This is a genomic window from Rhizobium sp. GCM10022189 (assembly GCF_042656325.1).
In the GTDB taxonomy this organism is placed as follows: Bacteria; Pseudomonadota; Alphaproteobacteria; order Rhizobiales; family Rhizobiaceae; genus Rhizobium.
On the sequence record NZ_JBHSOR010000049.1, the window covers coordinates 109,091 to 131,498 of the forward strand.

Below are 22,408 nucleotides of genomic sequence, written 5' to 3' on the forward strand. Positions count from 1 at the left end.
ATGCCGAAAGCCTCGAACTTCTTGCCTATTCCTCCAGACGGGTTGCTGCCCGGTGCCCGTGGGGTAAGATGGCTGCAAGAGTGCGGCAGGGGCCGAACCGGAGAAAACGATGTCCGACGAAATGAGGAAAGCCGTCACCGGCTACATGGCCAGCCATGGCGGCGGCGACGGGCTCTATGCGACGGCCCTGCCCGGCTTCTACCTGATGCGCTCCTCCACGCTCACCATGCCGAAGCCGGCGATCTACCGGCCGGCGCTCTGCATCATCGTCGACGGCGCCAAGCAGATCATGTTCGGCGAGCGGCTTTTCACCTATCAGGCGATGCAGGCCCTGGTGATCAGCGTCGAGATGCCGGCCTTCGGCCAGGTGATCAGGGCAAGCCGCGAGCAGCCGATGATCGCGCTCACGCTCGAGCTCGACGTGACCATCCTGCGCGAGGTCCTGGAGGAGATGGAAAGCCCGCCGAAACCGTCAGGCGACGACGGCCCGGGCGTTTTCGTCCAGAATTTCGGGGCGGAGCTGCAGGATTGCGTTCTGCGGCTGATGCGCATGCTCGACACGCCGAAATCTATCCCGATCCTGCGGCAGGCGATCCTGCGCGAGATCAGCTTCTGGCTGCTGTCGGGCGAAAACGGCAGCGAAGTCTGCAAGCTGGCGCTGCCCGGAAGCCGGACGCGGCGCGTGGCCGACGCCATCCACCTTTTGCGCGACAATTTCACGGCGCCCGTTCGGGTCGAGCAGCTGGCGGCAGCCGCGAAGATGAGCCCCTCCTCCTTCCACCAGCATTTCAAGATGCTGACCTCGATGAGCCCGCTGCAATATCAGAAACAGCTCCGGCTTCTCGAGGCACGGCGGCTGATGGTGGCCGATGGCCTCAATGCGGCCAATGCCGCCTATCGGGTGGGCTATGAAAGCGCCTCGCAGTTCAGCCGCGAATATGCCCGCATGTTCGGCACGCCGCCGAAAAGGGACGCGCTGGAGCACAGGGCGCAGCCGCAGGCGCTCACGAGCGAAGTGGCTTAATATGCGAGCGTTCGGCTGTCCTCGCGGCCGAAACCGCGGATTTCCAGACGGTCGGCATGGACATCGACGACAGCGAAGGTGTTTTCGCTTTCGGTATCGACCACGCCCTTGAAATTGACGAAGTGGCAGCCGCCCGCCTTGCCGTAATTGCCGACATGGTTGTGGCCGTTGAGATAGGCGACGACGTTTTCCTGCGCCGACAATAGCGCGACGATACGCTCGCGGTCCCACATGTCGTGTTCGCAAGGCGGATGGACGGGGAAGTGATTCATGACGATCACCTTCTCGCCGGCGGCCTTTGCCTGCGCGATTTCGCCAGCCAGCCAGGCGAACTGTTCGTCGCTCAGCGATGCGTTCCACGCATGGGCGTTTTCGGCGCCTGCTGCAAGCAGGGCCGCCAGGCGCTCATGGCCGAGGGCGCGGAAAGGATGGCCCTGCGGCGGCGCGAAGGTGCTGACCTCGTTGCCGTTGAGCAAGACGAAGCGGAAACCGTGGCGCCGAAAGCTGTAATAGGGCGCCGGCATGCCGACCCGTTCGGCGACCCTTTCCAGATGCTCCGGCGCGACGCCGAAATCGTGGTTGCCGAGCAGGAAATGCGCTTCGTGGCGCAACCTCTCATAGACCGGCAATATGTCGTCGAAGCTTTTGAAATCGCGGTCGATAATGTCGCCGAGCGTGACGACGAAGCTCAGTTCCTCGCCATTGAAGGTCTCGATGGCGGCCGCGACCTTGGCGAGGCTGTTGGCGTAATAGCGCCCCATCTCGACCTGCGGTTCGATGGCGGCATATTGCGGGTCGGCGATGATGCCGAAGCGGAAAAGGGGAAGATCGGCTGAAGACATGCGGGGTGATGTAGAGGCCGCGGATGACAGCGATGTGACGGTGCCAGCCGGCCGCGACCCCATGACGAAGGGCCTCAGCCTGCGGCCGATGCCCGCTCCCGGCGGCCGCCGACGTAAGGCAGCGCGAACATATAGAGGCCGCTGAACAGCAGCAGGAACAGCGGCGGCAGCGGCGCGTAGACCACCCAGGCCGGCGGCGTGCCGAGCGCCATTGCGGCGAAGTTGGCAATGACCGCCAGCGTGAAGACGACGGAGAGCCAGCGATGAAGCTGGCGGATCGATTTGTTCCAGTTCATTGATATTTCCTCCTCTGACGGGCTGTGCTCACCGATCGGGTTCAGCGCGCCAGAACCTGCTGCAGGTTGTCGAGGAAGCGCTGCCAGCCGAAGCTCGCGCCCTGATAGGCCTGTTCCTGATCCGGGCGGAAGCCGGCCTGCTCCATGCGCAGGCGGGTGCCGGCGCCGGCAGGCGTCAGCGTCCAGGTGACGGTGCTTTCCAGGCCGTAGGCATTCCAGGTATAGGCCAGCGTCCGGTTCGGCTCGACCTCCAGAACCCGGCAATCGACGGAGCCCCATTCGGCGCTGAGCGTGAAACGGTGGTCGGGAACGGGCTTGAAGTCGTTCTTCATCAGCCATTCCGCGATCAGATGCGGCTGGGTCAGTGCGCGCCAGATCTTTTCCGGCGGGAAGGCGATCTCCCGTTCGACGACGACGGAGCGGATTTCAGTTGCGGTGTCGTTCATTGGTCCATCCTTTTGAGCAGGTCTTCGAGATCGTCGAACCGCTTTTCCCAGAAGCCGGCCATCTCCGTCGTCCAGTCCGCCAGAGGCGCAAGCGCCCCGATCTCGGCGGTATAATGGGTCTGGCGGCCTTCGTGGCGGTCGCGCACCAGGCCGGCGGTCTTGAGCACGGCCAGATGTTTCGAAACGACGGGCTGCGAAACGCCGGCCCGCGCCGTCAAGGCGCCGACCGTCTTTTCGCCTTCGCGGCACAGGCGCTCGAAAATGGCGCGCCGGGTCGGATCGGCAAGCGCCCTGAAAAGCGCGTCATGGGCATTCGACATGTGAATTCATACCCGTTTGGCTATGGATTGATTTATAGCCATACGGGTATGAATTAGTCAAGCGCCTTTGGAGGCGCGATCCGGCCTGCCGCAACCAGTCTGCCGCGCAAACGAAAACACCCGGCGCTTGCGGCGCCGGGTGCTGAAAACCGGATGGCGAATGTATTTACTTCGTTGCCGCTTCGTAGCGCTCCAGGACGTAGTCCCAGTTGATGAGGCTGTCGATGAAGGCTTCGAGATATTTCGGGCGGGCGTTGCGGTAGTCGATGTAGTAGGAATGTTCCCAGACATCGACGCCGAGGATCGGGGTGGCGCCGTGAACGAGCGGGTTTTCGCCGTTCGGGGTCTTGGAGATTTCGAGCTTGCCGTTCTTGACGGAAACCCAGGCCCAGCCGGAGCCGAACTGCGTTGCGCCGGCATTGGCGAAATCGGCCTTGAACTTGTCGTAGCCGCCGAGGTCGGAGTTGAAGGCAGCTTCGAGCTTGCCCGGCAGCTTGTTGCCGCCGCCGCCCTTCTTCATCCACTTCCAGAAATGGATGTGGTTGTAGTGCTGGGCAGCATTGTTGAACAGGCCGGCATTGGTGCCGAAGGACTTCTTGACCACCTCTTCCAGGGAGAGATCGGCCAGGCCGGCTTCCGCTGCAAGCTTGTTGCCGTTGTCGACATAGGCCTTGTGGTGCTTGTCGTGATGGAACTCGAGCGTCTCCTTCGACATGAAGGGAGCAAGCGCTTCGTAGTCATAGGGAAGTTCAGGCAATTCGAAAGCCATAACAGATCTCCTCTTGGCAATAGATTGCGTCATCGGCAGGTGAGGCGGAACATAGGAGGGGAAGCATTGCGAGGCAACCGGCGAATTATCAAAAAACAACCGCTTCGAGGAAAAATTGCCTCTCGTCGCGGGCTCGCCCGGCAGGCGCAAATCGCCGCGACACAGCGCGCTTTCGGGCCTATGAAAGCGACATGGCGGCTGGACGGGGAGCGCGCCCCACAGGAATAAAATCCCTCCCCTTGCCGGCGCCCCGCCCCCCCCCGATCGCGCCGGCAAAATGAGGCACGCTCGCGTCCCGCAGCCGCGCTTAGGGGCCGGCGCCGATATTTCAATAAAAAACTGTTAATTTCTTTTGGGCGCTTTTGACAGGCGATGAATAGCGCGTCTTAGATGCGATCCAAGGCCATCAGAGAGTGCTAGCGCAACCTCTGGTAGGAGTAGCTTAATTAGCATTGCATAAATCATTTCAGGGACTTCTGACATCAACTTCGGGGCGTGTGATGGTCATGAGCTTTTTTCGTCGCAGTGAAGAACCCGTCAAACCGGGTTTGAGAGTATCCAGCCATCGCCAGACGCTGTCCGTCACCGAACAGACGGCCCTCGTGGACAAGCCGCCGGTGCAGTACAACGTTTCGGAAGTCGATGATTTCCAGGCCTTCGGCACGGCAATCGAGGAAAACAAGCAGTCCTCCGAGGAGCTGCTCGTCAGCCTGACCTCGCTGCAGGAGCGGGTTTCCTCGCTGCTCGGCGCGCACAGCCAGTCGCTCAACGAAACGGGCGCGCTGCGGGCGGAATGCTCGCGTCTCGGCTCGCTGCTCGACTACGAGAGCAATGCGCGGCGCAAGGCCGACCACGAAAACCAGCGTCTGACGGTCGAAAACAAGGAGCTGAAACTCGACAGCAGCCAGCTGCGCGTCGAGGCCGGCACCTATCGCGAAGAACTGGTGAAGCTGCAGGGCGTGCACGAACTGACGCGGGAAGAATTCACCGTCGTCGAGGCACGGCTGATCGATGCCGAGCGCGAGATCCGCGAACGCGCGCTGCAGTTCGACGAGGTTTCCTCGCAGCTGCGCCGCACGCAGCAGGACCACGATGCGCGCGGCCGCGAACTGGCGAGCACGCGCGAGAAGCTGGAGCTGGAAACCACGGCCCACCAGCTGCTCGTCGAAAGCTCGCGGCGCGAAAACAGCATCCAGCTTCGCGAAATCGCCCGCCTCAACGAAGAGCGCAGCCATCTCAAGACCAGCCTTTCGGAGCATGAGGCGCTGACCCGCAGCCTGCAGTCCTCCGTTTCCAACCTGAAGCAGGACCTCGTCGCTTCCGAGGAGCGTTATCGCCGCCTGGAAGCTGAATTCGAGACGCTGGAAACCTCCTCGACGCTCGAAATCGCAAACCTGCGCACCAAGCAGGAAGCGATCGCATCCAAGTCCGAACTCGTCGAGAAGCTGCTGTCGACCGCCAACAGCCGCAACAAGATGACGGACGAGGAACTGCAGTCGACCCGCGCGGAACTGAAGCGCACGAAGGGCGAGCTTGCCACGGCGCTGGCGCGGCTGGAGCGGATGACCGACGAGCTCAACCGCGTTCGCCTGAACGGCACGGAAAGCGAAGCCGCCCGCCGCGAGCTTGCCGCCCACAGCAACGATCTCGTCATGAAACTGCGCGAGGCCGAAAGCCAGCGCAGCAAGCGCGACCGCGAGATCGAAGCCTTCAAGAACGATCTCGACACGCGCCTCGATACCGACCGCTACGAAATCAGCCAGCTGCGGACGAGCCTCGAAATCGCCAAGTCGGAAATCCGCCAGCTGCGCGCCGAACGCGCGATCCTCAACGGCCAGCTCGAAGTGGCGCGCGGCGAGCGCCCGAGCATGGCCGAGGCCGCCCTGCCGGAAGAAGAGCCGCTGAAGGAAGAGGTCCGCATGCCGGCCGCCACCTTCGCGCCGATGATCGACATTTCCAGCAAGTCGCTGCGCGGCAACGGCATGGTCGCCGGCTCGGTCAATGACGAGCTTGCCGTCATCGAAGCCAATCTGCGCACGCCGCCGGCGGAGTGACCCACATTTTCTTCGGCGGGAAGAGGCCTTTCCGCCGAAGCAGATGCGGCCTGCCCGACAGGTCCTTGCCGTGCCGGGGAACCGGAGCCTGCCTTCACGAGTTTGAGAGCAGGGTCTGGAGGAGGCGCACATGGAACGCGTTCACGACAAGGAACAAGTTCAAAATCGGGGACAGGGCCGGTATCGGGCGGAAGACCAGCAGAAAATCTATCAGCGCTGGGCGCCGGTCTACGATCAGGTCTATCGCGGCATCCTGCGTGACGGGCACCGCACGCTGGCGCGGCTTGCGGCGGGCGCCGGGACGGAGATCCTGGAAATCGGCGTCGGCACCGGTCTGGTGCTCTCCCACTATCCGCGACGCTGCCGGGTGACGGGCATCGACATTTCCGAGCATATGATCGCCCGGGCGCGGGAAAAAATCGCCCGCGACAAGCTCTTTCACGTGCGGCAATTGCAGGTGATGGACGCGCACGCGCTGGCCTTCGAGGACCGGTCTTTCGATGCCGTCTGCCTGCCTTTCGTCATCACCCTCATCCCCGAGCCGGAACGGGCGCTGGACGAATGCGCCCGCGTTCTGCGGCCGGGCGGCGAGATCATCCTCGCCAGCAAGCTCGGCGACGGCGCGGGCCTGCAGGGAGCGATCGAGGAGGCGGTGGCGCCGCTGGTACGGCGCATCGGCTGGAGCTCGGCGTTCCGCATCAGCCGGATCACCGGCTGGGCGCAGGCGAGCGGCTTCGAAGTCGTTGAGATTTTGCCGGTTTTCCCGAACGGCTTCTTCAAGGTCGTCCGCCTCAAGCGGCGTTCGCCGAACGTCTGAGGCGAAACCTGTCATCCTGAACGTGCCTGCAGGCGTGTCTGACGCTCGGCGTGCTGGCCGCCAGGGCCAGGACGCCCATGGCGCAGCAATCGGCGGCACGATCGCCGCGCCCTCCGGCGCAATCCCCGTCAGGCAGCTGCCGGTGAGACCGCCGACGGTCGCGGTTTCCATCGTCATCATCGCCACGTCGGCGATACGGTTTTTCTGCGGCAGGTCGGATCGGGCCGAATCCGTCCTTGGCAGCCCCTGGGGCGCTGCGTAAAGTGAGGATCGCTTCATCTTGGCCGCGGCCAGACTGTACCGAAGAAGTTCCGCAATGACCGACACCCAATGGGACGCCGCAAAGGCGGTGCCCGGCTCCGCCTACTGGAAACGCAATCTCGTCATTTCGCTTCTTGGCTCGTTCACGACGATCGTTGCCATGACGCTGCTTCTTCCCTTCCTGCCGTTTTACGTGGAGGAGCTTGGCGTCAGCGACGATGCGGCGATCGTGCAGTGGTCGGGCATCGCCTATGGCGCGACCTTCTTTGCCGCCGCCTGCGTGGCGCCGATCTGGGGCCGGCTCGGCGACATTTACGGGCGCAAGCTGATGCTGGTGCGCGCCAGCCTCGGCATGACGATCGCCATTTCGCTGATGGGCATGGCCGGCAGCGTCTGGCAGCTCGTGGCGCTGCGCCTCTTCGTCGGCCTGGCGGGCGGTTATGCCTCGGGCTCGATGGTTCTGGTGGCGACGCAGACGCCGAAGGACCGATCCGCCTGGGCGCTTGGCGTGCTGTCGTCCGGCATCATGGCCGGCAATCTCGTCGGCCCGCTGATCGGCGGCGTGCTGCCGCGCGTCATCGGCATCCGCGGCACGTTCCTGGCCGCCGGCGGCATGATCTTCCTCGCCTTCCTGGCAACCACCTTCCTGATCAAGGAGGAGAAATCGGCCGCCCGCAAACAGGCGGCGAAAGCCTCCGGCGGCTGGAAATCCGTTTCCGACAAGGGGCCTGTTATCGCGATGCTGGCAACCGGCCTGCTGTTGATGCTGGCCAATATGTCGATCGAGCCGATCATCACCGTCTATGTGGCGCAGCTCGTGCCCGACCAGGGGCAGGTGACGATGGTGGCCGGCATCGTCATGTCGGCGGCCGCGCTCGGCAGCATCCTCTCGGCCTCGCGGCTCGGCAGGCTTGCCGACCGGATCGGCCACTGGCCGGTCATTGCCGGGGCGCTGGCGATAGCCGGCCTGCTGCTCATCCCGCAGGCCTTCGTGACCGCCTCGTGGCAGCTGATTGCCCTGCGCTTCCTGATGGGCGTGGCACTTGGCGGGCTGCTCCCCTGCATCGCCGCCGTCATCCGGCACAATGTTCCCGACAGCGCGGCCGGCAGCATTCTCGGCCTTTCCACCTCCTCGCAGTTCGTGGGCCAGGTGGTCGGGCCTGTTCTCGGCGGTTTCGTCGGCGGGCATATCGGCATGCGGGCCGTCTTTCTCGGAACCTGCGTGCTCCTGCTTGCCGGTGCGGCCTTCGCGTGGCTGGTGCGCCCGAAGGACGAGCAGGCCTGAACCGTCAGGCCCTGCCGCAGATCATGTCGACACCGGATTTCGCCAGGGCCTCCAGCATCTCGCGGCTGTCGCCGGCCCGTGCGCGCACGGCAAGCGAATGCATGACGGCGCTGGCAAGCCTTGCGAGCATCCCGGCATCCGTGCCTTCAGGCAGCTCGCCGCGCTCCACGGCAAGCACGATGCGCCGTTCGATCGCGCCGTCGAAATCCTCCAGGCTGCGGCTGAGGAGGTCGCGGACGCGTTCATGCTGGATCGCCTCGGCCGTCGCCGTGCCGATGAGGAAACAGCCGCGCGCGGCGGTCTCTCCGTGAAGATAGACCGCGAGCGCGCTGTCGTAGACGCGTGCGAGATTGTCGCGCAGGGGGAAGGACGGATCGAGCGCATCGGCCAGCGCATCCATGCTTTCGGCCCGATACCCTTCCACGCGCAGCGTCCGGCGGGAGGAACCGTCCCGCCGGACGCTTTTATGCCATCCATTTGCGATGTTCGGCAAAACGCTCGACCAGCATGTCGAGGAACAGCCGGACCTTGGTCGGCAGATGGCTGCGGTTGGGGTAGACGGCGTTGATATGGATCTCGACGCCGCGATAGTCCGGCATCATCTGCACGAGACGACCGGCGGCGAGGTCTTCGAAGACGACGAAGCTCGGCGCCAGGAAGATGCCCTGCCCGTTCAAGGCGAGGTAACGCAGGGTCTCGGCGCTGTTGGAAATGATGCTGCCGCCGACCTTGACGCTCTCCTGCCGCCCCTCGGCATTCTCGAAACGCCATTCCTCGCCAAAGGGATAATAGGCATATTGCAGGCAATTGTGCTCGGCCACCTCGGCCGGCGTCGTCGGCATGGCATGGGTCTTCAGGTAATCCGGCGAGCAGACGAGGAAATGCCGCCAGGGCGTCAGCTTGCGCGCCACGAGGCTCGAATCCGGCGACGGCGTCGTGCGGATCACCAGGTCATAGCCGTCCTCGATCATGTCCACCGAGCGCTCGCCGATGTTGAAATCGATCTGGACGGCCGGGTAGAGCGTCATGAATTCGTTGATGACGGGCAGCAGGAAACGGACGATGGCGCTGCTCGTATAGAATCTGAGCGTGCCGCGCGGCGTCGAGCTCAAGGCGCCGGCGGCGCGGTCCGCCTCTTCGAGATCGGCCAGGATCTGCGACGAGCGCTCGTAGTAATATTTGCCGGTTTCGGTCAGGCTGACCTTGCGCGTGGTGCGGTTCAGGAGCCGCACGCCAAGGCGATCCTCCAGCGATTGCACATGGTTGCCCACCATGGTGACGGACATGTTCAGGCGCCGCGCGGCAGCGGAAAAGCCGCCGCATTCCACGACGCGACCGAAGACTGTGAGGCTGGTCAGCCGATCCATATTGTTCCTCGATTATCCGCTGAGAGTTGATGATCCTTCCGGAAAACAGCAGATTATCAGAAAGCATGTCCGGGTCCATCTTCCTGCCATCGAACAGGGCTTCGCACGAACGAAGCCGGCATGAATGGAGAAGGACAATGGTTGAACTGCCCCGCAACGACGCGTTCAAGCAGGCCGGGACCGCTCCGGCCGCTGAGACCGCAGCACCGGCAGCAGATGCGATGGCCGCAGCCGCAGCCGCCGTGGAAACCCCGAGGAAACCCGGCGGCAAGCTCGTCAAGCGCGCCGTCATCGCCGCCGCCCTGCTGGCCGGCGTCGCCTTCGCGGGCGATTTCGGCTACCGCTACTGGACGGTCGGCCGCTTCATCGAATCCACCGACGATGCCTATGTGAAGGCCGATTACACCACCGTCGCCCCGAAGGTTGCCGGCTATATCAAGGAAGTGCTCGTCAACGACAATGACACGGTCAGGGCCGGCCAGGTTGTTGCCCGTATCGACGACCGCGATTTCCAGGCGGCGCTTTCGCAGGCCAGAGCCGATGTGAAGGCGGCCGAGGCGGCCGTCACCAATCTCGACGCGCAGATTTCGCTGCAGCAGTCGATCATCGCGCAGGCGCATGCGACGCTTGCCGCCTCGCAGGCTTCGCTCGCCTTTGCCCAGTCGGACGCCGAGCGGGCCAGCCGGCTGATCACCAACGGCGCCGGCACGCAGTCGCGCGCCGAACAGAGCCAGTCGCAGAAGGATCAGGCGGCCGCCGCCGTCGAGCGCGACCAGGCCGCCGTCGTGGCGGCCGAAAACAAGGTGCCGGTGCTGCAGACGCAGCGCGAACAGGCGCTTGCCCAGCGCGACCGCGCCGCCGCCGCCGCCGGCCAGGCGGAGCTCAACCTCTCCTACACGAATATCGTGGCTGCCGTTGACGGCACGGTCGGCGCCCGCTCGATCCGCGTCGGCCAGTATGTCACCTCGGGCACGCAGCTGATGGCGGTCGTGCCGCTGCATGCGGTCTATGTCGTCGCCAATTTCAAGGAAACGCAGCTGACCTTCGTGCGCCCCGGCCAGTCGGTGGAGATCAAGGTCGACAGTTTCCCCGGCGTTGCGATCAAGGGCCATGTGGACAGCGTCTCGCCGGCGAGCGGCCTCGAATTCTCGCTGCTGCCGCCCGACAACGCCACCGGCAACTTCACCAAGATCGTCCAGCGCATCCCGGTCAAGATCGTCATCGACGACGAACGCCTTGCCGGCCTGCTGCGCTCGGGCATGTCGGTCGTGCCCGATATCGATACCAAGGCCGCACAGACCTCCGCGGCCGCGGGGGAAGGATTGTCCAGTCCTGCCGGATGATCCTTCCGTTTCTTCCTTCGACATCTACCGAACAGCGTCATGAGCCGGTTTCCGCAGGACCGGAAGGAGACAAGTCATGGCTACGCTTCAGATCGCCGCAAACAGCAATCAGGCCGCGCCCCCCGCCGCTGCGGCCGCCCCTGCCGCCAGGCCGGCGATGAGCCCGCTTCGCATGTGGAGCGCCGTCGTCGGCTCCACGCTCGGCGCCTTCATGGCGATCCTCAACATCCAGATCGTCAACGCCTCGCTGGCCGATATCCAGGGCGCCATCGGCGCCGGTACCGACGACGGCGGCTGGATCTCGACCTCCTACCTGATCGCCGAGATCGTCGTCATTCCGCTCAGCGCATGGCTGGCCCGGGTCTTTTCGGTGCGCAACTACCTGCTGGTCAACGCCATCCTCTTCCTGGTCTTTTCCGTCGCCTGCGCCCTTGCGGCGAACCTGCAGCAGATGATCGTCCTGCGCGCCATCCAGGGTTTTACCGGCGGCGTGCTGATCCCGATGGCCTTCACCATCATCATCACGCTGCTGCCCAAGCCCAAGCAGCCGATCGGCCTGGCGCTCTTTGCGCTTTCGGCCACCTTCGCCCCGGCGATCGGCCCGACCATCGGCGGCTATTTCACCGAAAACTGGGGCTGGGAATATATTTTCTACATCAACCTCGTGCCCGGCGCACTGATGGTCGGCATGCTCTGGGCCTCGCTCGACCGCGCGCCGATGAACCTCGGCCTGCTTGCCAAGGGCGACTGGCCCGGCATCATCACCATGGCGATCGGTCTTGCCGCGCTGCAGACCGTGCTGGAGGAAGGCAACAAGGAGGACTGGTTCGGCTCGGAATTCATCGTGCGCCTGTCGGTCATCGCAGCCGTCTCGCTGACGCTCTTCCTCGTCATCGAGCTGAAGGTCGCCCATCCGCTCCTGAACCTGCGCCTGTTTGCCCGCCGCAACTTCGGCTTCGGCATCCTTGCGAATTTCCTGCTGGGTATCGCGCTCTACGGCTCGGTCTTCGTGCTGCCGATCTACCTGACCCGCATCCAGGGCTACAATTCCGAGCAGATCGGCCTCGTGCTTGCCTGGACCGGCATTCCGCAGCTGCTGCTGATCCCGCTGGTGCCGCGCCTGATGAAGCGCTTCGACATCCGCCTGCTCATCATCGTCGGCTTTGCGCTCTTTGCCGCCTCGAACTTCATGAACGTGCATATGACGGGCGATTATGCGAGCGACCAGCTGTTCTGGCCGAATGTCGTGCGCGCCGTCGGCCAGGCGCTCGTCTTCACGCCGCTGTCGGCGATCGCCACATCGGGCATCGAGCCGGAAAATGCCGGCTCGGCCTCGGCCCTCTTCAACATGATGCGCAATCTCGGCGGGGCGGTCGGCATCGCCTCGCTGCAGACCTTCCTGTCGAAGCGCGAGCAGTTCCACTCCAACATCCTGACCAATTCGGTCTCCGTCTTCGAGGAAGCCACCCGCGACCGCCTCGCAAGGATGACCGGCTATTTCATGAGCCACGGCGTCAGCGACCAGGCGCTCGCCGGCCACAAGGCGGTCGTCGCCATCGCGCTGAAGCTGCGCAAGCAGGCCAATATCATGGCCTTCAGCGATACGTTCTTCCTGCTCGGCATCGCGCTCGTCGTCGCGCTGCTTGCCACCCTGCTTCTCAAGAAACCCGGCCAGATCGCCGGCGGCGGCGCGCATTGAGCGCCGCGCCGCAACGGAGGAGAACACCCATGAACGACCTGCTCGACATCGACCATGCAGTCGAAACCAGGGCTCCCGCCGGCAGCCGCAACACGACGGCCGTGCTCGACCTCATCGAGTGGCTGACCGGCGACGAATGCCATGCGCTCGACGAGGCCGGCCTCGTTTCCGGCCTCGGCCGCCGCCTGCGGGCGCTCGGCGTTCCCGTGGACCGGCTGACGCTGCATCTCATGACCCTGCATCCGGAATTCATCGGCCGCACCATCGCCTGGGCGCCGGGCGAACCGGTGGAGATCCACGACCGCGACCACGGCACGCGGCTTACCATCGCCAACACGCCGCTGCACAGGGTGTTCGAAACGCGCGAAATGCTGATCGTGGGGCCGGGCAAGAGCCCGCACGGCCGCTGGCAGCATCTCGACATCTTCACCGGGCGCGAGCTGGTGCAGCTGGTGATCGCCCCGCTCTGCAATGCCGACGGCCCGGTGAGCGCCGCCATCTTCGGCACCCGGCGGCCGGGCGGCTTTAGCGCCTCCGAAATCGAGGTCATCGAACGCATCCTGCCGGCGCTGCGCAACACGAGCGAACTTCGCATCCTGCGCCAGGTCGAGCTCAGCCTGCTCGACACCTATATCGGCCCGATGACGGCAAGCCGCATCCTTGCCGGCCGCATCCGCCAGGGCGAGATCGAATCCATGCAGGCGGCCCTGCTGCTCTGCGATCTCAGGGGCTTTACCGAACTGTCCAACCGGCTGCCCGGCGAAACGGTGCTCGGCCTGCTGAACGCCTATTTCGACCGGGTCATTCCGGCGATCACGCGGCAGGGCGGCGAAGTGCTGAAATTCATGGGCGATGCGGTGCTTGCCTTCTTCCCCGGCTACGATGCGGCCCGCACCTGCCATTCGGCGCTTTCGGCCGCCCGCGCAATCCTGGAAGCGCTCGACGGTTTCAGCCATGACGGCATCGGCGCCAAAGCCGGCATCGCGCTGCACCACGGCGAGGTCAGCTACGGCAATATCGGTTCCGGCCGGCGTCTGGATTTCACGCTGATCGGCGGCGACGTGAATCTCGTCAGCCGTATCCAGGGCGTGTGCAGCGAGCTTACCGAGCAGCTGCTGATGTCTGAGGCCTTTTTCGAAGAGGTGAAACCGGCCGATGCCGTCCCCATGGGAAGCCATCGGCTGAAGGGCTTCGCGGACGGCGTGGACCTCTACGGGCTGCGGCAAGGGCCGGCGCTGCCGCCCGCCCATGAATGAGCGTGAAAGCCGCTATTCGTCGCTGCCGGAGCGGCCGTAGGCCCAGTCCATATAGAGTTCCAGCGCCTTGCGCGTGACCGGGCCTTCCTGGAAGTTGCGGCCGTCGAGCCGGTTGACGGCGACGACCTTGGAATAGTTGCCGCTGGTGAAGACCTCGTCGGCACCCATGAAATCCTCGACCGAGAGCGTCGCCTCGCGCACGTCGAAACCGGCCTTGCGCAAGAGGCCGATGACGCGCAGGCGCGTGATGCCGGCAAGGAAGGTGCGGTTGGCGACCGGGGTGAAGACCACGCCGTCCTTGACCATGAAGACGTTCGAGGAGGCGGTTTCGGCCACGTTGCCGTTCATGTCGCGCATCAGCGCGTTGTCGAAGCCGCGGCTTCTCGCCTCGGCAATGGCGCGGCCGCTGTTCGGATAGAGCGAGCCTGCCTTGGCATCGGTCATCGCGGTTTCCGGCGTCGGGCGGCGGTAGGGCGAGACCGTCAGCGAAGAACCGCCATGGCCGCCCATCGCGGCCTCGAACAGGCAGAGCGCGAAGCGGGTGGATTCGCCGTCGACGGTGACGACGCTGCCCGGCGAACCGTGCTCGCCCCAATACATCGGCTTGATGTAGATCGGCGTCTTGCCGTCGAATTTCTTGACGCCTTCCCAGGCGAGCGCCTCGATCTCCTCGGCTGTCTTGACCGGCTTCAGGCCCATGGCAACGGCGGAGCGGTTGACGCGCTGGCAATGCAGGTCGAGATCCGGCGCGATGCCGTCGAACCAGCGGGCGCCGTCGAAGACGGTCGAGCCCAGCCACATGGCGTGGGAGGTGGGGCCGATCAGCGGCGGGTTTCCGGCAAGCCACTCGCCCTCGACATAGGTCCAGGTGGTCGTGCGGGGCGACGTATCGACGGTCATGACGGCTCTCCTTCTGAAGTCGGCAAAGCAAAATCCTCCCTGCCGGGCAGGGTCAAGCGCAAATTGACGGTTGCAACGCCGAAGCAAGAAAATGCCCGATCGCCTGCTGCGATTGAAATATTGATGCGCGTGCCATCGCCTTGAGACGATGGGTTCATCAAGGAAAATGATGGAAGGCGACTGGATGAAAAGCCTCGCCCCATGCCATCATGGACGGGGACGCGCCGATGCCGGCTGAGGAGAAGAACAGATGAAAGCCATGTATTACGAAGCCTTCGAACAGGCGCCCGAGATCCGCACCGTGCCGGACCCGACACCGACGGAAGACGGCGTGGTGATTGCGGTCGGCGCGACCGGGCTTTGCCGCAGCGACTGGCACGGCTGGATGGGGCACGATCCGGATATCCGGCTGCCGCATGTGCCGGGCCACGAGCTTGCCGGCAGGATCGTTGCGGCCGGCAGGGGCGTGGTGCGCTTCAAGGTCGGCGACCGGGTGACGGTGCCCTTCGTTTCCGGCTGCGGCCATTGCAGCGAGTGCCATTCCGGCAACCAGCAGGTCTGCCCCAACCAGTTCCAGCCGGGCTTCACCCATTGGGGCTCGTTCGCCGAATATGTCGGCATCGACTATGCCGACACCAATCTGGTGCATCTGCCCGACAGCGTGGACGACGCCACGGCGGCAAGCCTCGGCTGCCGCTTCGCCACGTCCTTCCGCGCGGTTGCCGACCAGGCGCGCACCGGCCCGGGCGAATGGATCGCCGTGCATGGCTGCGGCGGCGTCGGGCTTTCGGCGATCATGATCGCTTCGGCGCTCGGCGCCAATGCGATCGGCGTCGACATTTCCGAGGAGAAGCTTGCCTTTGCGCGCCAATGCGGGGCGGTGGCGACGGTGAACGCATCCACGGTCGCCGACGTGGCGGAAGCCGTGCGCGAGATCACCGGCGGCGGCGCGCATGTGTCCATCGACGCGCTCGGCCATCCCGTCACCTGCTTCAACTCGATCCGGAACCTGCGCCGCCGCGGCCGGCATGTGCAGGTGGGACTGATGCTCGGCGACTATTCGACGCCGCAGATCCCGATGGCGCAGGTGATCGGCCACGAGCTGGAAATCTACGGCAGCCACGGCATGCAGGCATGGCGCTATGACGCGATGCTGTCCATGCTCGCCGCCGGCAGGATCGCGCCGCAGAAACTGATCGGCCGGCGCATCAGCCTTGAGGAGGCGGTGCCGGCGCTGATGACGCTCGACAAGGCGGAAGGCACCGGCATCAGCGTGATCACGCAATTCTAGGGATCGCAAACAGGCGGCCCGCGCCGGGGCGGGCTACCGAAACACGACTGAGATCCCACCTATAGGTTGAAGAAGCCGGCTTGAAGCGTGCCGCGATCTTGCGGATTCGCTTGCCATGCCTTGAGTTTGTTTTCGCATGCCGGCGGCGACGGGGGATTTCATGAGCGAGACGCAACGCAAGCTGACGACGATCTTTGCAGCCGACGTGCAGGACTATACGCGCCTGATGGGCGCGGACGAGGAAGGCACGCTCGCCATGCTCAAGCATTATCGCGACGGCATGTCCCGCCTCATCGCCGCCCATGGCGGGCGGGTGGTCAACACCTGGGGCGACGGGTTGCTTGCCGATTTCCCGAGCGTGGTCGAGGCGGTGCGGGCGGCTATCGACGTGCAGAACGAGCTTGCCGGCAAGAATGCCGCGCGGCCCATGGACGGGCGCATGCTCTTTCGCATCGGCATCAATCTCGGCGACGTCATCGTCGAGGGCGAGGATATCTATGGCGACGGCGTCAATATCGCCGCCCGGCTGCAGGCCTCGGCGCCGGCCGGCGGGATCGTGATCTCGAACACGGTCTACGATCAGGTGCGCAACAAGGTGGCGGTCGCGTTCGACTTCCTGGGTGCGCTGGAGATGAAGAACGTCGCCGATGCCGTGCCGAGTTATGCCGTGCGCATCGGCAATCTCGGCAGCATCGGCGCGGAGCCGCAGACGCCCGCAAGTGTCGTGCCGCAACGGGCCGCCGAGATGACCGCGGCACCGGCACCGGCACCGCCGCCGCGCGGTCGCCTGCGCAAGCTTGGCAGCATCCTCGCCGTCATCGGCGCCATGCTCGTCGTCATCAACATCGCCACCTGGGAAGGCGAGTTCTGGGCGGTATGGCCGCTGCTTGCCTTTGCCTTCGTGGCGGCGATGGCATGGGCGCGGATGCAGGACCGGTTCGACCGGCGCGTTACCCCCCTTGCCGTGATCGGGGCCGGCATCGTCGCCATCAACATGCTGACATGGCACGGGACGTTCTGGGCGATATGGCCGCTTCTGGGGCTCTGCGTCGCCGCGGGCATCCGCTGGGCGATGCGCGATTGAAGCGCGGCGGCGAGAGCGATATCCCGCCGCCGCTCGCGTTTACTGGGCGAGGCCGAGCGAGGCCAGGTATTCGGCCGAAGCGATGATCTTCGACTTGTCCTTGATCTCGATGATCAGGCGCGGATTGCTTTCCAGCCTGGCAAGGGCTGCGAAAACGGCGCGCCAGTTGACGGTGCCCTGGCCGAGCGGCCAGTGGCGGTCGGCATAACCGTCGGCATCCTGCAGGTGGACATGGCCGAGGTGGTTGCCGGCGGCGTGGACGTAATAATCGACCGGCGGAGCGCCGGTGGAGCCGTGGGCGTAATGCGCATGGCCGGTATCGATGGAAACGGCAACAGCCGGCGAATTGAAGCTTTCGGCAAGCGCCACGCGGATATGCGGGTCCTTGTCCTCGATGTTCTCGATGACGATCGTGCAGCCGATTTCCTCGGCGCGCCTGACCGCATCGCGCATCGTCTGATGGCAATATTCGACGATATTCTCGCGCTCGCCGGGATTGTTGTCGAGGTTGTTATAGCCCCAGGTCGTATAGGGGCTGTGAACGACCATGTGCGTGCCGCCGATCGCGGCGCAGACGTCGAGGCCCTGCAGCATGCGGCGGGAAACGACGGAGCGGATATCCGGGTCCTGCGAGGCGATGATGAAGCCCCAGAACGGACCATGGATGCCGACGCGGCCCTTGAAGCCGTCGAGCAGCTTGCGGGCGCGCTCGGCACGCGGCGTCCAGTCGCCGTTCAGAACGTCCGCGTTGATGAAGCTCTGCAATTCGAGATCGCGGGACTTTTCGAAAAGCCAGTCACGATGGGTTTCGAGTTCGTCGAGCGTCATGGCGGCGCCGACGACGGGAAGAGAAGACATGGGGTTGCTCCGCTGGTGGTATGGCCGGATTGGCGGGGAAGGATCGGCGCGTTCTATGCACCTCTTCTGTGTCGGCGATATTACAGAAATGACGGCCGCTCTTGCGAAGCGGAGACGCCGTACCAATATGATCGCGGTCGGCCCGAGGGCCTGCCGAGGGCTTCAAAGCGTGCAAAAGCCGCCTGTTTTCCGCCCTTCCCCGATTTTGCGGCGGTTGCCAAAGCGGCCGCGAAGGTCTATCGGACCGCCCCGCAAGAACAAGAAAGAGACATCATGTCCAACTCATTTGTGAAAACGGATGCCCGGACGGAGGCAAAAAGCTTCTTCGTGCTGGGCGACAAGGTCGAGCGACGGGCTCGCCTGACAGGCAACTGGCTCAACATTTTCGACGTGACGGTCGCGCCCGGCGGCAAGACGCCGCGCCACGCCCATGCAAGCCCGGAAGTCTTCCGCATCATCGAGGGCACGCTGACGATCTGGCGGCTCACCGATACCGGGCCGGAAGAGATCGAAGCCAGCGCCGGCGACATCGTCACCATCGCGCCCTTCATGGTGCACGGCTACGCCAACAACGGAAGCGTGCCCGCGGTCTTTTCAGCGGTCGTCGACCGCGACATGGCGGAATTCATCGAGACCGAAGGCGTCAGCGAACAGCCGCAGGGCAGCCCTTCGCCGGAAACGGCGGCGCGCATGCGCGCGGCGGCAAACGCCCACGGGATTACGATCCTGGCGGCGTGAGCGGGTCGGCCCTTGCGGCCGATCCCCCTCTTCTGAAAACTGTCATATAACGGATCTACAAGGATTTTCCTCCGGCGCGCCTTGCGCCGGCCCCGTTTCATCGACAGAATTGCGGCATGCCCGGCAGCGACCCGTCCACTAGCAGTTTCGCCCCTTTCAGCAGGGGGATTCCTGAGAGGAATGGCGGCGAGAGCTATGGGCGGCGCGGTTTCTTCCGCCGCTCCTCAGCCTTCCAGGGGCTGCACAACAGGCGGCCGGTTTCCCGCTCACGACCGCCAAAAGCTTCCGGCGCCTCCAGAGGCCCGCGGCTGTTGCGCAGGCAATTGCCGGCACATTTCCCGCAACATCAGGAGAAAGACGATGGCATGGTCAGCCAGCCAATATGTGAAATTCGAGGATGAGCGCACGCGCCCGGCGCGCGACCTGCTCGCACAGGTGCCGCTGACGGCGCTGCGCCATGCGGTCGATCTCGGCTGCGGGCCGGGCAATTCGACCGAGCTCATCATCGACCGCTACGGCGCGGCCAACGTATCGGGCCTCGACAGCGATCTGAACATGCTGGAGGCAGCCCGCAAGCGCCTGCCGGGCACGGCTTTCGTGGAGGCTGACCTGTCCACCTGGCAGCCGTCCGAACCGGCGGACCTGCTCTTTGCCAATGCCGTCTTCCAATGGCTGCCCAACCATCTCGATATTTTCGACCGGCTGATGGACGGGCTGGCGCCGGGCGGCGTGCTTGCCGTGCAGATGCCCGACAATCTCGGCGAGCCGAGCCATCTGGCGATGGAGGAGACGGCCCATGCCGGAGCCTGGAAGGCCGCGTTCGAGGCCAGGAGCGTGCGGCGCAACGTGCTGCCGCCGCCATCGACCTATTACAGCCGGCTGATTGCCAAATCCGCGCGCGTCGATATCTGGCACACGATCTACAACCACCCGATGGACGATGCGGCCGCGATCGTCGAATGGGTCAAGGGAACGGGCCTGCGCCCCTATCTCGACCATGCCGGCGAAGACCATCGCGAGGCGTTTCTCGCCGACTATCTGGAGCGCATCGACAGGGCCTATCCGAAGGCGGCAGACGGGAAAGTGCTGCTGAAGTTCCCGCGCCTGTTCATGGTGGCCGTGAAGGCCTGACGTGAAACCATCCCGATTTCCCGGACACCGGCGGCGGTCGCTGCCGGTGCCGCTTTGTCGGCAATCGGCAAGCCACACGCAAAGTTTGAAGTGTAGCGGTTCGCCCTGGGGTTTCTCAATCCAGACGTGCGCCTGCGACATTCATGGCTTCCGTCGCTATTCATCAAACGCCCTTGCGCATCGCGCAGGGCCTGACAAAGAGATTTCAAGATGGTTACTTCCGTTTCCGACATGCGGCTTGCGTCAGCGCAGATCGCGCTGCAGGTGATCAAGGGCGGCTCCTCGCAGAGCAGTTCCGGCAGCAGCGCCGCCAGCGAACACGATTATTCCAGCCTTCCCTCGCAGTCCCGCTCGGCGCTGTCGGTCATGCTCGACAGGATCGATGCCGGCAAGGCCGGATCGACGGACGCTGACGGCAACACCGTTGCCAGCACCGATATCACCACCGCCTCCTTCATGGCGCTGCTCCGCCAGAACATGACGGCCGCGGCCGAGGCCAAGGGCGAAGGCAGCCAGGAAGCCGCCATGCTGGCCGCTTTCGAGAAGGGCCAGCTGACCGTGACCGATCCGACCGAGGGCGTTTCGATCCAGGCCTGGGACGTCACCGATCCCAAGGAAGCCGATATCGAGCAGAAGAAGGGCACCGCGATCGAGACCGACGACTGGAACGATTTCCTGCGCGACCATCTGCAGCGCGATTCGCACGGGCGCCTCGTCAGAAGCGAGAACGGCAGCTTCATCGAAAAGGGCACCGGCAACGAAGTCTATTTCGGGCAGGTGGGCACGCAGAACTATTACATCACCTGGCCGGTAAAGAGCGAGACGAAGCCCGCCGCACAGGCCGGCGGCGAGACGGACACGACGACGACCGCGAATACGTCCGCCACCCAGCAACCGGCGGCCGACAGCAACACGGACGAGACCAAGAGCAGCTAGGCTGCCCTGGCAAGACAGGTTCCGCTCCGCAATATTGCGCCGCCACCGCGGCGCTCTGTCAAATGCTTGTTATCATTGGGCTGCAGGTTCCCTTGCGGTAAAGCGGAAGCGCTTTATATTCGGCCGGGACAATCCAGCAGGAGATGGCACGCATGGACGCTCACCCCACCCCGCCCGTCACTCTCGTCATCTTCGGCGCCACCGGCGACCTGACACGGCGACTGCTGGTTCCGGCCATCATCAACCTCACCCGCAGCCGTCTGGTCGGCGCGGATCTGAACATTCTCGGCGTCGGCATCGAGCCCGGCGACGACGAATTTCTGCGCCAGCGGCTGGATGCGTTCCTCTCCCATCTCGAGGGCGAGGAGGCGAGCAGCAAGGACGAGGCCTGGGAGAGCCTGCGCTCGCGCATCTCCTACCTGCAGGGCGACTTCACCAAGGACGACATTTTCCTCGAGATCGGCAAGCGGCTCGGCACGACCTGCAACGCGGCCTTCTATCTTGCGGTGCCGCCGAGTTTCTTCGGGCCGATCGTGGAGAAGCTTGCCGGCCTCGGGCTGATGGACGAAAGCGGCGGCTGTTTCCGCCGCGTGGCGATCGAAAAGCCCTTCGGCACCGATCTCGCTTCGGCGCGCGCGCTCAATGCGCGCATTCTTGCCTGCGTGGAGGAAAGCCAGGTCTACCGGCTCGACCATTTCCTCGGCAAGGAAACGGTGCAGAACCTGATGACGGCGCGTTTCGCCAACATGATGATCGAATCCCTGTGGAACAACCGCTATATCGACCATGTGCAGATCACCGCCTCGGAGATCGTCGATGTCGGCACGCGCGGCAAGTTCTACGACGCGACCGGCGCGCTGCGCGACATGATCCCCAACCATCTCTTCCAGCTTCTGGCGATGATCGCCATGGAGCCGCCGAACAGTTTCGACGCCGAGGCGATCCGCAACGAGAAGAGCAAGGTGCTGAAGGCGCTGCGCATCTATACGCCGGAGGAAGCCAGGGCGAACGGGGTGCGCGGGGCCTATACCGCCGGCCCGCTGAACGGCGTCGATCTGCCCGCCTACCGCGAGACGAAGGACGTTTCGCCCACCAGCAAGACCGAGACCTATGTGGCCCTGAAGCTCTATGCCGACACCTGGCGCTGGGCCGGCGTTCCCTTCTATCTGCGCACCGGCAAGGCGATGACGGCGCGCGACACCGAGATCGTCATCACTTTCCAGCCCGTTCCCTTCGCGCAGTTCCGCGAGACGGAAGTCAACCGCCGCCTGCCGCCGAACAGGCTCGTCATCCAGGTGCAGCCCGACGAGGGCATGAGCATGGAGATTTCCATCAAGTCGCCGGGGCAATCGGTCGATACCGTGCCGGTCTCACTGGATTTCCGTTATGCCGACAAGTTCGACATCAGCAAGACGACCGGTTACGAATCCCTGCTCTACGACCTCTTCATCGGCGACCAGACGCTGTTCCAGCGCGCCGACGGCATCGAGGCCGGCTGGGCGGCGGTGCAGCCCTTCCTGGACGAATGGGCGAAGGACGACCGCACTCCCGACCCTTACGCCCCCGGCAGCATGGGACCGGCCTGCGCCGACGCGCTGATCCAGCGCGACGGCCGCGAATGGCATGAACTGGGCGTGATCCTGCACAGGAACGGCAAATAGCGTTGCTATCCTGCGGCTTTAGCCGCTGTT

At 64.5% G+C, this 22,408-nt stretch carries 22 protein-coding genes and 1 pseudogene; 14 read left to right on the plus strand and 9 right to left on the minus strand.

Annotation, left to right across the window (positions count from 1 at the left end; all coding sequences use genetic code 11):
* The first annotated feature begins 109 nt into the window (after positions 1-109).
* A complete protein-coding gene (locus tag ACFPWW_RS21605) occupies positions 110-1,024 on the plus strand; it encodes an AraC family transcriptional regulator (RefSeq protein ID WP_377313182.1) in 915 nt (304 codons plus the stop codon).
* On the opposite strand, the gene ACFPWW_RS21610 is transcribed toward ACFPWW_RS21605, so the two are convergent.
* From ACFPWW_RS21610 to ACFPWW_RS21630, 5 genes are all read right to left on the minus strand, one after another.
* Positions 1,021-1,866: a metallophosphoesterase gene (locus tag ACFPWW_RS21610; RefSeq protein WP_112704192.1), complete on the minus strand. Its 846-nt coding sequence runs from the start codon at positions 1,864-1,866 to the stop codon at positions 1,021-1,023. The genes ACFPWW_RS21605 and ACFPWW_RS21610 overlap by 4 nt on opposite strands.
* Before the next feature lie 74 nt (positions 1,867-1,940).
* Positions 1,941-2,162, minus strand: coding sequence for a hypothetical protein (locus ACFPWW_RS21615; protein WP_112568551.1), 222 nt, complete (start codon positions 2,160-2,162; stop codon positions 1,941-1,943).
* Positions 2,163-2,203: 41 nt separating this feature from the next.
* Positions 2,204-2,608 (minus strand): SRPBCC family protein, encoded by a 405-nt coding sequence (locus ACFPWW_RS21620; protein WP_377313183.1) that lies wholly within the window; start codon positions 2,606-2,608, stop codon positions 2,204-2,206.
* Positions 2,605-2,928, minus strand: a complete 324-nt coding sequence (locus ACFPWW_RS21625) for an ArsR/SmtB family transcription factor (protein WP_112568549.1) — start codon at positions 2,926-2,928, stop codon at positions 2,605-2,607. Before ACFPWW_RS21625 ends, ACFPWW_RS21620 begins: the two co-directional genes overlap by 4 nt.
* A gap of 166 nt (positions 2,929-3,094) precedes the next feature.
* Positions 3,095-3,697 (minus strand): superoxide dismutase, encoded by a 603-nt coding sequence (locus ACFPWW_RS21630; RefSeq protein ID WP_112704194.1) that lies wholly within the window; start codon positions 3,695-3,697, stop codon positions 3,095-3,097.
* Positions 3,698-4,203: 506 nt separating this feature from the next.
* Here ACFPWW_RS21630 and ACFPWW_RS21635 point away from each other — a divergent pair.
* The 4 genes from ACFPWW_RS21635 (at position 4,204) to ACFPWW_RS21650 (ending at position 8,114) form a co-directional block, all read left to right on the plus strand.
* Complete coding sequence (locus ACFPWW_RS21635; protein ID WP_377313184.1) at positions 4,204-5,751, plus strand: hypothetical protein; 1,548 nt, start codon at positions 4,204-4,206, stop codon at positions 5,749-5,751.
* 130 nt (positions 5,752-5,881) lie between these two features.
* The gene (locus ACFPWW_RS21640; protein WP_377313185.1) at positions 5,882-6,568 is read left to right on the plus strand and encodes a class I SAM-dependent methyltransferase; all 687 of its coding nucleotides are present in this window, start codon (positions 5,882-5,884) and stop codon (positions 6,566-6,568) included.
* A gap of 34 nt (positions 6,569-6,602) precedes the next feature.
* Entirely contained in the window at positions 6,603-6,830 is a 228-nt protein-coding gene (locus ACFPWW_RS21645) for a hypothetical protein (RefSeq protein ID WP_377313186.1), read from the plus strand.
* Positions 6,831-6,884: 54 nt separating this feature from the next.
* A complete protein-coding gene (locus ACFPWW_RS21650) occupies positions 6,885-8,114 on the plus strand; it encodes an MFS transporter (protein ID WP_377313187.1) in 1,230 nt (409 codons plus the stop codon).
* 4 nt (positions 8,115-8,118) lie between these two features.
* On the opposite strand, the pseudogene ACFPWW_RS21655 reads toward ACFPWW_RS21650, so the two are convergent.
* Together ACFPWW_RS21655 and ACFPWW_RS21660 are read right to left on the minus strand one after the other, a co-directional pair.
* Positions 8,119-8,538 (minus strand): annotated as a pseudogene (locus tag ACFPWW_RS21655) (TetR family transcriptional regulator C-terminal domain-containing protein); the annotation flags it as partial.
* Positions 8,539-8,578: 40 nt separating this feature from the next.
* Positions 8,579-9,481: a LysR family transcriptional regulator gene (locus ACFPWW_RS21660; RefSeq protein ID WP_113414424.1), complete on the minus strand. Its 903-nt coding sequence runs from the start codon at positions 9,479-9,481 to the stop codon at positions 8,579-8,581.
* 137 nt (positions 9,482-9,618) lie between these two features.
* Between ACFPWW_RS21660 and ACFPWW_RS21665 the strand changes: the two genes are divergently transcribed.
* From ACFPWW_RS21665 to ACFPWW_RS21675, 3 genes are all read left to right on the plus strand, one after another.
* The gene (locus tag ACFPWW_RS21665) at positions 9,619-10,824 is read left to right on the plus strand and encodes an HlyD family secretion protein (RefSeq protein WP_112568532.1); all 1,206 of its coding nucleotides are present in this window, start codon (positions 9,619-9,621) and stop codon (positions 10,822-10,824) included.
* A gap of 76 nt (positions 10,825-10,900) precedes the next feature.
* Complete coding sequence (locus ACFPWW_RS21670; protein ID WP_377313188.1) at positions 10,901-12,523, plus strand: MDR family MFS transporter; 1,623 nt, start codon at positions 10,901-10,903, stop codon at positions 12,521-12,523.
* Positions 12,524-12,552: 29 nt separating this feature from the next.
* A complete protein-coding gene (locus tag ACFPWW_RS21675; RefSeq protein WP_377313189.1) occupies positions 12,553-13,779 on the plus strand; it encodes an adenylate/guanylate cyclase domain-containing protein in 1,227 nt (408 codons plus the stop codon).
* Positions 13,780-13,791: 12 nt separating this feature from the next.
* On the opposite strand, the gene ACFPWW_RS21680 is transcribed toward ACFPWW_RS21675, so the two are convergent.
* Entirely contained in the window at positions 13,792-14,679 is an 888-nt protein-coding gene (locus ACFPWW_RS21680; RefSeq protein ID WP_377313190.1) for a branched-chain amino acid aminotransferase, read from the minus strand.
* 250 nt (positions 14,680-14,929) lie between these two features.
* On the opposite strand from ACFPWW_RS21680, the gene ACFPWW_RS21685 reads away from it, so the two are divergent.
* Both ACFPWW_RS21685 and ACFPWW_RS21690 read left to right on the plus strand, forming a co-directional pair.
* On the plus strand, positions 14,930-15,970 hold the full coding sequence (locus ACFPWW_RS21685; protein WP_112704201.1) for a zinc-dependent alcohol dehydrogenase family protein: 1,041 nt from the start codon (positions 14,930-14,932) through the stop codon (positions 15,968-15,970).
* A gap of 160 nt (positions 15,971-16,130) precedes the next feature.
* The gene (locus ACFPWW_RS21690) at positions 16,131-17,054 is read left to right on the plus strand and encodes an adenylate/guanylate cyclase domain-containing protein (protein WP_377313191.1); all 924 of its coding nucleotides are present in this window, start codon (positions 16,131-16,133) and stop codon (positions 17,052-17,054) included.
* 39 nt (positions 17,055-17,093) lie between these two features.
* Here ACFPWW_RS21690 and ACFPWW_RS21695 read toward each other — a convergent pair whose 3' ends face one another.
* Positions 17,094-17,912, minus strand: coding sequence for a sugar phosphate isomerase/epimerase family protein (locus ACFPWW_RS21695; RefSeq protein WP_377313192.1), 819 nt, complete (start codon positions 17,910-17,912; stop codon positions 17,094-17,096).
* A 273-nt stretch (positions 17,913-18,185) separates the two neighbouring features.
* On the opposite strand from ACFPWW_RS21695, the gene ACFPWW_RS21700 reads away from it, so the two are divergent.
* The 4 genes from ACFPWW_RS21700 (at position 18,186) to zwf (ending at position 22,378) form a co-directional block, all read left to right on the plus strand.
* The gene (locus ACFPWW_RS21700) at positions 18,186-18,650 is read left to right on the plus strand and encodes a cupin domain-containing protein (protein WP_112568764.1); all 465 of its coding nucleotides are present in this window, start codon (positions 18,186-18,188) and stop codon (positions 18,648-18,650) included.
* 360 nt (positions 18,651-19,010) lie between these two features.
* A complete protein-coding gene (gene tam, locus ACFPWW_RS21705; protein WP_112704202.1) occupies positions 19,011-19,781 on the plus strand; it encodes a trans-aconitate 2-methyltransferase in 771 nt (256 codons plus the stop codon).
* Between the two features lie 210 nt (positions 19,782-19,991).
* On the plus strand, positions 19,992-20,717 hold the full coding sequence (locus tag ACFPWW_RS21710) for a hypothetical protein (RefSeq protein ID WP_377313193.1): 726 nt from the start codon (positions 19,992-19,994) through the stop codon (positions 20,715-20,717).
* A 152-nt stretch (positions 20,718-20,869) separates the two neighbouring features.
* A complete protein-coding gene (zwf, locus tag ACFPWW_RS21715) occupies positions 20,870-22,378 on the plus strand; it encodes a glucose-6-phosphate dehydrogenase (protein WP_377313194.1) in 1,509 nt (502 codons plus the stop codon).
* Positions 22,379-22,408: the final 30 nt, after the last annotated feature.